Here is a 12,529-nt window from a genome sequence, read left to right on the forward strand (position 1 = left end):
TACATAGAGCTCTATTACAATAGGGTGCGCATGCATTCCACCCTGGGCTACATGTCTCCAGTGGAATACGAGCGGCAATACGCTTGAGGATCCTTAAAAGAAAGTCCAGTTTATCCTTCCCACTCCACCGGGCGCGGTCGACTTCGCCCGGCCCTCGCCGCTGCTCTTGATGCAGATGGCGTCGAGCCAGATGTAGGGGAACCGGGCGCCTGGCAGGTCGCACTCCTGCAGCCCGGCGACTGCGTCGTCGGGCGAGGAGCACATCCTGCCACCTAGCTAACGCTCATGCGGCCTATGCCCATGGACTGTGCCACGTGCTTCACTTTCCTCGTAATCACGCCGTCGGTCGGCATCTCAGACGCGGCGGCGATGGTGCGTTAGGAGCAATATATAATTGAATCAAAAGCTGGCGAGGAGGTCTTGCGTGGAGCATAAGAGCGAACGTCATATGAGGGAAATACTCGTTCCCCTTGACGATAACGACAACATGCGCATCGAAGAAGAAAACGCGAAGTTCTTACGCAAGGTCTTTGCTAGTGCACATATTAATGTCTTGCTGGGCTCTGGCTTCTCTGGAAGTGTGGTTCCCGTCCTACAAGGACGGGAACCTTGGTTTCAGGCGGTTGACGAACACATGCGCGATTGTCCGGGAAACGAGAGGGGAATGTGGCTCTCGGCACGGGCGCTCTTGCGGGCGGAGTATTTCAAATCCATTATGCACCCCCTTCGCGAGGCGCATGCCACTGAGCCGCAGAAAGCGTTTGTTGCCTCGGCGTGTAGGCTCATCGAGAATCGAGGTACGACAACCCTCCCGAAACGCCTGAACTTCTTCACGACAAACTACGACCCGTTGATAGAGCTCTCACTCGAAAGTCTCGGCATTCCTTTCAACGACGGCTTTGTTGGGCGGGGAAAGCCGCGGTTCGACCCCTCTGCATTCAGCCGGCTTATGTGCGAGCAATCGCTTTTCATGGAGTACACCTCGCAGGTGACGACTGCTAATGTGCTGAAGGCGCACGGGTCGTTGACATGGCGACGGGTAGGCGAATCTGATCGCAAAGAGGTTGTGTACTCAAACGTCGAGAGCACTTTGGACGATTGCGTCGTGGGTCACGATGGCGTTCTTGACCTTCCTGCCGTTTCTGAGCTGGCCTCGTTGGTGAAGGACCCGTGCAACGCCGCGTCGTTACAATTGTTCAAGGAACTTGTCTCCGGCCTTTCCGTTGACGATGTGGATTTGCTCCAAGCATTCGGGAAGAGCTATGACTCAACGCTTTGTATCGTGAATCCTGCCAAGCGGAAGTTTGAGGAGACCGTTCTCGAGCAAAGCTACTACGATTTGCTGCGCATCTACGCCAACGAACTTGACCGCAACAACGCGCTGCTTCTGGTGTTCGGGTTTTCGTTCGCCGACGAGCATATCCTTGAGCTCACAAAGAGGGCCATACGGTCGAACCCGAAGCTCATAGTGCTGATTTCATGCCACACTAGAGACGACGCCGCCTGGTATCGCTCCCTGTTCCCCAATGCTGACAATGTCTATCTCCTTGTTCCCAGGGAAGACAAGGAGATCGGATTGGGTGAGCTCACGGAGGTGCTGAGATGCGTGGCGAGGTGAGCGGTGACCTCCTCCTGATCGGGGAGGTCACCGATGTTCGCGGCACCAAGGTCAAGGTGAAGGTGTACAGCCAGGCGAACGAGGCGAGCGTCTTTTACCATGGCGAGCTCGTGCGCGGCGTCTCCGTTGGCGGGTACCTCCGTTTGCCTTGCGGCTACGACGATGTAATCGGAGTAGTCGAAGGGGACTACCAGCAGGAAAGCAGAGCTGTGGCTTCAAAAGGGGCCGATGGGCGCGAGGCGCCGGGCTCGTACCTTGAACGCTACGTCGACGTTTCGGTGTTCGGCAGTTTCTCCTCTGGGAGATTTAACCGCGGCATTGAGGTGCTGCCCTTGGTACGTTCGAAGGCGTATCTTCTCTCGCCCAAGCAGCTCGCGGCCGTGAATTCGCCCGTCGAAGCCACCGGCGCGGGCTTTAGGGTAGGGGAGCTGGTCGGGCATGACGGGGTCGACGTGAGACTGCCGTTCAATGCGCTGTTCGCGAGCCACATTGGAATCTTTGGGAACACCGGCTCGGGCAAGTCGAACACGCTGTGTCGACTTTTCACTGACTGTCTCGGGCAGCGTGCCGGATGCGGGAGCAGCAAGTTCGTTTTCATCGACTTTAATGGCGAGTACACTGCAAAGGCCGTATTGTGTCATGACAAGGAAGTCTACGGGCCAAGCACTAGAACGGGAGCCGGCGCCAAAATCCCCGTTCCACCTGGCTTCTTCTTTGATGTGGACATGTGGGCAATGTTGGCCAAGGCGACCGAGAAGACGCAACGGCCGTTTTTGAAAAGGTGCATTCGCAAAGCCGGGGCGATTTTGGAAATGAGCGACCCCGGTGCCTACCTGCGCGGCATGGTCAGAAAGCTTCTGGAAGACTATTGCGGCTGTGGCCCCGCTTTCGATGAGCAGCGCGAGGATTTGGTAAGGCTCTTTTCACTTGTCCCCGGCGTAGATGTAGGCAGCCTGGAAAGGGCGATTGACTCTATTGAGGTTTATCAGCAGTACAACAATGCGCTCCACAAACGCGATAGTGGGAAGCTACTTTACTCGCCCGCCGATGTGCCTGAAGTTTTCTCCGATTTATGCTATGAGAGCATGGACTACTCATCGTTGGCTTCTGACAGGCCCGCGCTGCTGGAATTCATCGCGCGATATCGGTTTATTGAGGCGGTTCGCTCTCATACGATCACTCGTGAGCATATTGCGCCCTTGATACAGCGTTACTCGGCAGAGCTGAGGGAGGCTTCAAAGCTCTACGAGCCTTGCATCAGCGGTTTCAAATCCGATGTCTCCGTCATCTCGCTTCTCAACGTTAACCTTGAGCAGAAGAAGATCGTTCCGCTCGTCGTGGCGAAGACGCTCTATCAGTTCCAGAAGGAGCGCGGGCAAAACGAGCGTGGAAGCAGTGCTCACCTGGTCATCGATGAAGCACACAACGTCTTGTCGTACTCGTCGCAGCGCGAGAGCGAGAACTGGCGCGACTACCGACTTGAGACGTTCGAGGAAATCGTCAAGGAGGGGCGCAAGTTTGGCATGTACCTCACCGTGTGCAGCCAACGGCCGGCCGACATATCGCCTACGATTCTCTCGCAGATGCACAACTACTTCATCCATAGACTCGTAAACGACGAGGACCTGAGAGCGATTAGCAAAGCTGTTTCGTTCATCGACAGCGCAAATGCGAGCATGATTCCCGTGCTTCCGCAGGGGTGCTGCATAGTGAGTGGCACGGCGACGACGTACCCGGTGCGTGTGCAGGTTGACGTCCTTGAACTTGAGAAGCAGCCTATGAGCTTCGACAGGGATCTTGCGAAGGCTTGGGGCGTTGGATGAAAGAAGTGGCTGAGGTGAATGACGATAGTTTTGCCAAAATGACTGCCGGGTTGGTGGAGAGACACCCTGCGCTCTACTATCGGATGGTGCTGGAGGATTCGCATATTCCGCTCCATGCCGTGAAGAGGGGTTTCTTCGGTGATACATTCCTCGAGGTCTTCCGGCAATACAACAATGCACTCTTCGATTCGGTCAGGCTGATGATTCGCTACGAGAAGTCGTTGATGGCATGGGGGGAGATTGTCGCGGGGGTCGACGACAAGGTTCTAAGGGACACATTGGTCATGGATTACGTCCATCCGGTGTTCATGGTAGCGTGCGATCTACCCAACGTGTTCAAAGACCGGCTTGTCCGTGGGTGTGTCAAACTCTCAACGGTCGCGAAGGGCGACTACTCGTATCTACAGGAACGCAGACGGGACTGGTATGACGCATTCCGGAAGAAGTGTGTTGATGTTCCGCTTGGGATGAAGGTGTGCGATGTCGTTGACGACGATCTCTACAAAGACGCTGATGCGACGCATTTCCGGGAGTTGCACGGCTCTAGCATGCATGACTTGTCGCAGAGTCTGGTGAGCGGGCTTGAGCAAACGGTCTCGGTGGACAATTGCATTACAATGCAGACTTATATTGGAGCTTTCGACCTTAACAAGGAACTTGAGGCCCTGGACAGGCAGAGACGCAGAATCCAGAAAGCGTACCTATTGTTCGGGGAGTACGGCGATGCGCTGTACGAGGGGCGGTCTAGTAATTAGGGCGGTGGATTGTTGTAGGAGGCTGGAATGGATAACGTTGGGCCGGGGGAGCTGGAATCATAGCGAACGTCAAAGATAGCGAGTCTCAACACTTGCCTCTGTATGATCCAGACGATTGCGAACGTTTTCCGACCTTGGATGTTTGCGATGTCTGTCAACGGGGACGCCGCAAGGCGCGACATGGGTACCGTCAGGTACCGACAACAGTGCAGGCTGCGCCATGTTGACCTCCGAATGCATCCTGACCGACGGGCTCGTGTCCCTCTTTGGGCATAGGGTCCTCGACATGAAGCTGTTCCGTGGTAAGGAACTGCTGAACCGGCGTACTGCTCGTCACAATCATCGTGTTGGGTCCCTCCTTCTCGTAGCGCATTCGTAAGCCGATTCCTCCTTTCACCGACTGGCAAAACGATTTACACCTAATTGTGGACACTGCCCACGCGATTTCTCTTTGCCCCCGCATCGATCTCGCTAAACTAATAGCTGCTGCTACCAGGGCATTTTCTGGTGCACATTCTATTGGCTCCTGCGAAGATCGGAGCGGGTATGTTTGCTGCAAAGTCCTACACCAGCCGTCATTACATTGCGATTGTTGCCATGGCCTGCCTATGCGCTTTGCTGGGCGGGCCTTCTTATGCCGCGGGCGCGGAGAGCCTCATCATCGCGGGCGCGACGTACTACGAGCCGGGCGTGTCGGGCCCCGGCTGGGCCTGGACCGATGCCGACCACCTGGAGCTTAACGGCTACGCGGGCGAGGCCATCGGCGCCGAGGGCGACCTGGTGCTGACGCTTGCCGGGCAAAACTCCGTGACGGAGTCGCATGCGCCCGATGCGGACATCACGCTGAGCGGCATGGAGGTGTGGGGCAACCTGACGCTTCGCGGTACCGGGACCCTGACGGCGACGGGCTCGCAGTGCGGGATCCACGTCTCGCAGGCGCTCGTGGTGGATGGATGCACCGTCGATGCCCGGGCGGACGGGGCCGATATTACGGATGAGGCGGTCGCCGGCGTGATCGCAGGCGACATGGCCGTGCGCGGCGGCGGGCGCGTCGTTGCCGCGGGCGCCGGGTCCGGGGCGGGCGTGCGCGCCTACGGCGTGTATCTGCAGGACGCGGGCCTTGACGCTGGCGCGGCTGGATGCCAGCTTTCCGTCGACACCTCGTGGCTTGATGCGGCCGGTGCAGATGGCGGGGTTGCTTGCCTGGGTGGGTCGCTTGTGTCCGCGCGCTTTGTGGCGCCTGCTGGCGGAACCTTTGATGCTAACGGCGTGGTGGATGCCTCCAGTGCGGTGGCACCGCACGTGGTGGTTGAGCCCCACGTTGCCACGCCACCGGCGGGGGAGACCGTTGGGGTCGATGCGCCTGGCGATAGCGTGGATAAGTCTCCCATCGATGCTAACCCCGCTGCCGGAGAGCCCACCACGGGGCCCACGGCAAATCCCTCGCTGAAACCCGCGGCCGCGACAACCAAGACATCAACGACAGTAACCAAGACCACGGTCGCCAAGACCACTAAGCCCAAGCCTGCTACAGCAACGGTGTCGTCGCTCCCCAAGACAGCCGACAACAACTGGATCGCAGCCTCCTTTACGTTTTTCTTGCTTGGAACAACGCTTCTAGCCGCCGCATATCGCTGCTAAGGCGGTGCGACGCACCTGGCTGCGATACATGAGCCCTGTTGAAGCTTTAAAGGCAACACATTCGGATAGGGAGTGTTGTGTTTTCCATACATGCAATGTCTGTCATGCATTTATAGGCGCCGGTTGACGCTCAGAGCATGTGCTTGACGGGACGCAAGTTGAAAGATACTATCATGTCAGTGATTAGGGTCCAGAAACTTTCGATGCCTGGAACCGGAGGGGAGCCTGCGGGTTCCCTTTTTATTTTTCGGGAAGAGCGACGATGCCCAAAGAATTCCTCACCTACCAGCAGCAGATGGAGAAACTCAGAAGCTCCGGCCTCAGAATCGAGAACGAAGAGGTTTGCCGGAGGGTCCTTGCGGACATCGGCTATTTCCCGGTCGTGAACGGTTACCAGTCATTTTTCCGCGACCCGAGCACCCGGGTATACCGCGAAGGCGCCACTTTTGGAGACATCCTAGCGCTTTACGAGTTCGACGTCGAGCTCAGGGAGATAATGCTCGATGCACTGCTCAAGGTCGAGGCGAAGATCAGGTCGGCGCTTGCCTACGAGTTCTGCGCTGCATATGGCGAGTCCCAGAGTAAGTATCTAGACGCTCGCTGCTACGCGACATCGAAGGGTGCGAAGCGTGTTCTTCCGAAGCTGCTGAACATGCTTGATTATATCGCCAACAAGGATACCAGCCATGAATACCTCGCCTACTACCGCAGGGCATATAAGAACGTGCCGCTGTGGGTCGCTGTGAACGCCATGACCTTCGGACAGATTTCGAAAATGCTCACGGCACTTAGGGACAACGAGAAAACCAAGATCGCCAAGAGATTCGGGGTCGGAAATCCAAAGGAGCTCTCTTCGTTTATCCGCGTTCTCGCCCTCTACAGGAACGTCTGCGCGCATGGCGAGCGCCTCTTCTCCCACCGGTGCCACGTTGAGATTCCTGACACGACCTTGCACGCCAAGCTCGGCATCGAAAAGATTGGGCCGGATTACGTTTGTGGCAAGGTAGACGTCTTCTCGGCAGTGATCACCCTTCGATACCTCCTGCGCGACGACGAATTCAAGGCATTCAAGGCTAAGCTCGTCAAGTGCGTTAACGGATACTTCTCATTGGATGAGAGCATCGGCGAGGAGCGCCTCCTTGAGGCCATGGGTTTCCCGGCCGAATGGAAGAAGATAACCAGGTATAAAATTTAAGATCGACACACCTAAAAGTAAAATGGCTAAGGACTTATCTAACATTAACCACGAATCGGATCATACAGTTGAGGCTGCCAAGAACGTAATAGACGCCGGCGGTCTTGAGCTGTTCGAGCGCCTGCAAACTGTTAAGCATGCGGGCGCTCGAATCTGAATACGATCCTTGACATAAAGTCCGACCATCGCACAATGACGGTTTTCCATGTCAAAAAGACACTGAAGTGTGAGATGATTCGAGTCTCGCTAATACAAATAATCAGCAGTTCAGGTCTTATGGGAATAATTCAATTCGCATCACGTTGCTTCTAAGCGGTTGTTTATACTTGAATGTAAACACTAAGGAGGCAGCAATGCTTTGAAGCTATGTTCAGCTTGACGACGGCACTCAGTTTGCCTACTCAGAAACACGAGATGACGGGGCCGTTCGTGTAGCCGTCGAACGATCTGTTGACTTTGGCTTTGACCATGCGGAATGCTTCTTGCCAGCGGTCAAATGGTTCAACGTCGAAGGATTTACTGCTGATGACCTCAATTTCTTGACAGAATTTGTTAGATCAAACGCTCCGTTTATCTTTGAGCTTGCAGAACGGCAAAAGGCCGGACCGGCGGCATCGGCGCTGGCCCCCTGACGCTCTACTGTTGAACGGTAATTAACTCATGATTTCGCCTACCGACATATCCACTGCCGTCACCCGCGTGCTGGCTCAATACGACGTCAGCGTAGCCTATTTATTTGGTTCGTTTGCCCGAGGCGAGCAAACGCCCGATAGCGATATTGACTTGCGCCTAGTTTGCGGCAACACCATGACGTTCGGCACGCTTTACGAACTCTCCCATGAGCTCGAGAGGGAACTTGGGCGAAAGGTTGAAATCGTCACCAACCCACTAGAGCGCATGCGCCCAGCATTCCGCAAAAGCATCAAGCAGGAAGAGATACGCCTTTATGTCTCAACATAAACGAAACGATGAGTTTACGGATACAACCCTACAGCCCTGTCCTCCCAAAGAACCTAACGCCGAAAGCCTAGAGGCCATCCGCGAAGGGGATGCGTTCTTTGCCAGTGGAGAACTAGGTCGTTTCGACAACTCCGCCGACCTTATCAATGCAGCTCTAAATGCCCCTGAAGTGTGAGAAAACTCAATCACCAAAGAGACGGCCGTCTTGGAGGTGCCAGATCGGCGAGGTACGTACCTCGCCATTTTTGTCCTTCGACGGATAGCGGTACTATCCAGCCTTCTGGCATAGCCCGAGAGCCGACGAGCGCGACCGTGTGACTTCTGGGTTTGCCTTGCAGCTCTTCCCATTCATTTGTATGCTTGACTTTGATTTTGGTCGTAAGGCGCGACCAACGGAATCAAAAGAAAGCCTGCCGAGAAGACCTTGGTCGCAGAGCACGACCAACGCAATCAAAACAATGCTCGCGGAGAAGGCGCTTTCAATCGCATTGATTGGAGGCGCCTCTAATACCAAGAGATATCTACTCTGCCGGAGAGCCAGGAGCAAAGGTGGCGGTCGAACGCGCCTGATAACGGGTATCGCTCTAACGAAACCAGTACTACGCTTGGATCCAGGACCTCGTTTCCGGAAGCCGCTCCCGCGACAAGCTCGTCAAAGAGCTAAGGCGCAATTGCGTTGTGCGTGCCGGCGACCCGTCGCGCGTATAGAATCTAAGCATCCGCACAACGGCAATGAAATTGATTGGACGCCACATGGAGATCCCCAACACCCTGTGCAGCAATGTATACGACTTTGCGTTTTGCCCCGAGCCCTGCTACGACCGCCTAGTCGACCTCGCCGATCCCGAGGACTGGGGCCCCAGTAACCGCATCCTCAAAAACTACCTGTCGTTCACGTTTAGCCGCGCGGTGTTCCTGACCGAGCGCGACGTGGACCAGACCGCGCCGTCCAACCTGCCGCTGGTGTTCGACGACGACCGATGCCTGTTCAACACCGGCCTGTACACGCGCCGCTACGAGACCATCTACGGCCTGTTTGAGCCCAACACCAAGCCCGACGCGCGCCAGCGCTGGTTTTTGAAGGGCTTCTTTAAGGAGAGCGACCCCATGCTGGTCTCGTTTGAGTACCTGCCGTGCCGCGTGCGCTTTGCCGAGGACCCCTCCGAGCTGATCTTTGACTACCGCCTTCCCATCCGCTCCAACATCGACCACATTCTGGGCGACGAGGAGAACCTTACGCGCATCCCCGCCAGCCTGATGGGGGAGGGCAACTCGCTGCTGCTGCGCCGCGCCTTTGAGGGAGCTGTCGTCGAGGCCGCCCGACGCGCCGCCGCCAACTACACGCTCGCGGTGCCGCAGTTCTACGGTGGCCGGATCCAGCTGCTCTTGCCGCTGTGCCTGACCGGCGACAAGCCAGAGCTGGCGCTGACCATCCAGCGCGAGGACGGTTTCTACGCAGCGCGCACCTGCCTCACGCTCGACATGGCCTACAACAACGCGCGACTTATCTGCCGACCCGAAACCTCGTGGATCAAGCGATAAAGGGTGGTTTAGCTGGGGGTTTGTCGGCTGCCCTGATTGCTGTGGCGCGGTTTGCGCCCGCGAATTTAAAATCGGAAGCAAAAAGTTCTTGGTAAACCACGCACGGCTATGTTAGTATCTCTTTTGCCGAAAGGCGACGGGCGATTGGCTCAGGGGTAGAGCATATCCTTCACACGGATGGGGTCACAAGTTCGAATCTTGTATCGCCCACCATCTAAAGTACAGGTCAGAGGTGTTAAGCCTCTGGCCTTTTTTGATACCAAGGGTGATTCCAAAACGAATCGTAGTCGTATAAGGCGTCATTTTTTTCGCACCCTTTTTGCTGACGCCATTGCATGTTTTGTATAAAACTCATGCATATTTTCATTGAATTCCCCATGTGATCCGCGCGCAAATGTGGAGACAGGGACCACATGCCCAAAGCTTCTTCCAGCGGTTTTCTATCACACGACGGTTTTTCGGCGGAACTCGGCATGCTTTTGTCAGCATTTGGTTTGCTTCCCGTACTTACCCGCATGATGCCCCGGTAGATAATCGGCCATGCCCGCAATCCGCACGGCCTACGGTCGAAACCAGGGGAGGCCACATGGACGAAATCGTCTGCGCAAACACCGCATTCCGCTACTGGCGCTGCCCACCGCAGGTGCATGACCTCTACCCGCACCTACCCAGCTCCGATGACGGCTGGCGGGCCCTATCCCAAGCCCCTTTCGTAACCGATGTCCTCAAGACCCCGATTATCGCTGTTGCTTCGCCAGGTTGTTGTAATCACCACTCGGGATTGCGCTCCACTATTCGCTGGGAAGGGGCTTCGAATACCGGCACAACAACCGACACTCATTTAGGCTTTAGCGTCACCAATCCGCTTAACACGTTATTTACTATGACACGCTTTGTGTCCCAAATAGATCTCGTACTGGCTATGTACGAACTTTACGGCTGGTTTTCTGTTTTCGAGCCGACCCCCGCTGTCGAAATGCAGTTAAAAATCGCGTTAAAGGAGAATCGCAATTCCAGCACGCAGGATCAGTTCGAACTTGGAGAAGGCGAAGACGAGATTCCTTGGAAACGAGTTTATGCCCGCACAACCGTAAAGGTCCCAGCAAATGAAGGCCAAACGAACAATCACGAGGATGGAAGAGAGGTTACGAAACTCAAAGGTACTTCGCTTTGGATGAGAAAGCCACTCATCGAACTGAGCGACTTGCATCGATTCGCCGAAAAGGTCAAAAGCCAGATGTGGGGAAAGCAGTTTTATGATGCCGCTCAGCAGGTTATCGGCATTGCTGCATCTCCACTCGAGGTCGCGGGGGTCCTGCTTCTAAGTCGTTCTCGACGTCTAGGTGGTTCAGGATTCAGATACGTATACCTCAACGATTTAACCCCTCTATCCGAGGAAGCCCAAAGCATCGCAGGTCAAAAGGTTTGCTACGGTGACATCGTGATTGTAAACCCAATCCTAATGAACGCAGCAATTATCGAAATCCAAGGTGAGGTCATCCATGGGTCAGGCGCGGTACTTGACCAAGATGCGGAGCGCATGACTGCGCTCCAGAGCATGGGTTTCGATGTGTTCCTGGTAACCCACGATATGCTTAACGACAAAAAACAGCTAGACGCCATAGTCAAAAGCGTCTGCAGTCGTTTGGGGATTCGATATAAAGCCAAATCCGAGGCAATGAAGCGCACCGAGACGCGACTGCGAGCAAATGTTCTGTGCAACTGGTTGGAAATCGGAAATTAGCCGGCGACAAGGCGCTAAAACGACCTAGTTTTCCTGCTAGTGAATTAGTGTCATTTCAAAACTATGCCGGATTACGGGGCTGGACCCGGACCGGCCGTCCATACCCTGCATTTCGCTGAATGCGCAAGTCGTCTACCTGCGGTTTTGATTTTACCGATTACGGCATGCTCGGGGGTTCCCGGCCCGGCCCCGTAAACCGGCATGGTTTTGAAATCGCCGGGTCGGCGGGAGCGCGATCGGCCCCGGTAACGGGCCTGGCGCCGGCAGGACGGCCGTTGGGCGGATGGCGGCCCGCGCCGCGACTGCGAAATTTTCCAAAATTGTCCTTGCATCGCCGGGGGAGTTCCCGTATAGTACTTCTTCGCACGGGGGCGTAGCTCAGCTGGGAGAGCGCTTGACTGGCAGTCAAGAGGTCAGGGGTTCGATCCCCCTCGTCTCCACCCGAGCATTGAATGAGGCTCCAACGCAAGTTGGGGCCTTTTTTCATATAGGCACACAAGGTCAAAGGCGGCACCATGATCCTCCTGGTCGACAAGATCGTGCGTTGAACGGGCGCCACGTGCATGGTACTATTTCACGACGTGGTTCAAGATAGGGACCTGTTTTGCTGGCCTCTATCGCACACGCCATTTTATAAGGGCTCTTGGCGCAACGGTTAGCGCAGGGGACTCATAATCCCTGGGTTCTGGGTTCGAATCCCGGAGGGCCCACCAAAGAATCGAGAAGCCGGGCAAATAGCCCGGCTTCTTTTTGCCATAGTTCCCACTCCATATGCCTGCCAAATTGCTTTGATAAACGTTTGCGGTTCAAATCCACGTAATTGTTAATGCTGGTTGACAAGAACCATTTCAAAACTATGTCGGATTACGGGGCTGGACCCGGACCGGCCGTCCATGCCCTGCATTTCACGGAATGCGCAAGCCGTCTAACTGCGGTTTTGATTTTACCGATGACGGCATGCTCGAGGGGTTCCCGGCCCGGCCCCGTAAACCGGCATGGTTTTGAAATCGCCGGGTCGGCGGGAGCGCGATCGGCCCCGGTAACGGGCCTGGCGCCGGCAGGACGGCCGTTGGGCGGATGGCGGCCCGCGCCGCGACTGCGAAATTTTCCAAAATTGTCCTTGCATCGCCGGGGGAGTTCCCGTATAGTACTTCTTCGCACGGGGGCGTAGCTCAGCTGGGAGAGCGCTTGACTGGCAGTCAAGAGGTCAGGGGTTCGATCCCCCTCGTCTCCACCCGAGCATTGAATGAG

9 protein-coding genes and 4 tRNA genes are annotated in these 12,529 nt (G+C 55.8%); 12 read left to right on the top strand and 1 reads right to left on the bottom strand.

Translation table 11 applies throughout. From position 1 onward, the window contains the following. Positions 1-424: 424 nt before the first annotated feature. From AAAX35_RS03860 to AAAX35_RS03870, 3 genes are read left to right on the top strand one after another with little or no spacing between them, the layout of a single operon-like run. Positions 425-1,618 (top strand): hypothetical protein, encoded by a 1,194-nt coding sequence (locus tag AAAX35_RS03860; protein WP_349116812.1) that lies wholly within the window; start codon positions 425-427, stop codon positions 1,616-1,618. Further along, positions 1,603-3,441 carry an ATP-binding protein gene (locus tag AAAX35_RS03865; protein ID WP_349116813.1) on the top strand — a complete coding sequence of 613 codons (1,839 nt, stop codon included), beginning with the start codon at positions 1,603-1,605 and terminating at the stop codon, positions 3,439-3,441. The genes AAAX35_RS03860 and AAAX35_RS03865 overlap by 16 nt, the downstream gene beginning before the upstream one ends. A gap of 5 nt (positions 3,442-3,446) precedes the next feature. Beyond that, positions 3,447-4,196, top strand: coding sequence for a hypothetical protein (locus AAAX35_RS03870; protein ID WP_349116815.1), 750 nt, complete (start codon positions 3,447-3,449; stop codon positions 4,194-4,196). Positions 4,197-4,386: 190 nt separating this feature from the next. Here the strand turns inward: AAAX35_RS03870 and AAAX35_RS03875 are convergent, their stop codons facing one another. Continuing rightward, positions 4,387-4,569, bottom strand: coding sequence for a hypothetical protein (locus AAAX35_RS03875; RefSeq protein WP_152068135.1), 183 nt, complete (start codon positions 4,567-4,569; stop codon positions 4,387-4,389). A gap of 173 nt (positions 4,570-4,742) precedes the next feature. Between AAAX35_RS03875 and AAAX35_RS03880 the strand changes: the two genes are divergently transcribed. The 9 genes from AAAX35_RS03880 (at position 4,743) to AAAX35_RS03920 (ending at position 12,512) form a co-directional block, all read left to right on the top strand. After that, positions 4,743-5,837: a hypothetical protein gene (locus AAAX35_RS03880; RefSeq protein WP_349116816.1), complete on the top strand. Its 1,095-nt coding sequence runs from the start codon at positions 4,743-4,745 to the stop codon at positions 5,835-5,837. A 262-nt stretch (positions 5,838-6,099) separates the two neighbouring features. Continuing rightward, a complete protein-coding gene (locus tag AAAX35_RS03885; RefSeq protein WP_349116817.1) occupies positions 6,100-7,032 on the top strand; it encodes an Abi family protein in 933 nt (310 codons plus the stop codon). Between the two features lie 660 nt (positions 7,033-7,692). Beyond that, positions 7,693-7,992, top strand: a complete 300-nt coding sequence (locus tag AAAX35_RS03890; protein WP_349116818.1) for a nucleotidyltransferase domain-containing protein — start codon at positions 7,693-7,695, stop codon at positions 7,990-7,992. Positions 7,993-8,745: 753 nt separating this feature from the next. Continuing rightward, positions 8,746-9,534: a DUF3825 domain-containing protein gene (locus AAAX35_RS03895; RefSeq protein WP_349116819.1), complete on the top strand. Its 789-nt coding sequence runs from the start codon at positions 8,746-8,748 to the stop codon at positions 9,532-9,534. A 138-nt stretch (positions 9,535-9,672) separates the two neighbouring features. Further along, positions 9,673-9,747 (top strand) — tRNA-Val (locus tag AAAX35_RS03900). A 373-nt stretch (positions 9,748-10,120) separates the two neighbouring features. Beyond that, a complete protein-coding gene (locus AAAX35_RS03905) occupies positions 10,121-11,278 on the top strand; it encodes a hypothetical protein (RefSeq protein ID WP_349116820.1) in 1,158 nt (385 codons plus the stop codon). 367 nt (positions 11,279-11,645) lie between these two features. Next, a tRNA-Ala gene (locus tag AAAX35_RS03910) sits at positions 11,646-11,718 on the top strand. A 197-nt stretch (positions 11,719-11,915) separates the two neighbouring features. Then, positions 11,916-11,991, top strand: a tRNA-Ile gene (locus tag AAAX35_RS03915). 448 nt (positions 11,992-12,439) lie between these two features. Beyond that, positions 12,440-12,512: transfer RNA gene (locus AAAX35_RS03920), tRNA-Ala, on the top strand. Positions 12,513-12,529: the final 17 nt, after the last annotated feature.

It is taken from the genome of Collinsella sp. CLA-ER-H11 (genome assembly GCF_040092445.1).
Taxonomy (GTDB): domain Bacteria; phylum Actinomycetota; class Coriobacteriia; order Coriobacteriales; family Coriobacteriaceae; genus Collinsella.

Bases quoted from the DNA above. Each gene is read 5' to 3' on its own strand.
- AAAX35_RS03865 (WP_349116813.1), top strand. From the start codon at position 1,603: ATGCGTGGCGAGGTGAGCGGTGACCTCCTCCTGATCGGGGAGGTCACC.
- AAAX35_RS03875 (WP_152068135.1), bottom strand. From the start codon at position 4,569: ATGCGCTACGAGAAGGAGGGACCCAACACGATGATTGTGACGAGCAGT.
- AAAX35_RS03880 (WP_349116816.1), top strand. From the start codon at position 4,743: ATGTTTGCTGCAAAGTCCTACACCAGCCGTCATTACATTGCGATTGTT.
- AAAX35_RS03885 (WP_349116817.1), top strand. From the start codon at position 6,100: ATGCCCAAAGAATTCCTCACCTACCAGCAGCAGATGGAGAAACTCAGA.
- AAAX35_RS03890 (WP_349116818.1), top strand. From the start codon at position 7,693: ATGATTTCGCCTACCGACATATCCACTGCCGTCACCCGCGTGCTGGCT.
- AAAX35_RS03895 (WP_349116819.1), top strand. From the start codon at position 8,746: ATGGAGATCCCCAACACCCTGTGCAGCAATGTATACGACTTTGCGTTT.
- AAAX35_RS03905 (WP_349116820.1), top strand. From the start codon at position 10,121: ATGGACGAAATCGTCTGCGCAAACACCGCATTCCGCTACTGGCGCTGC.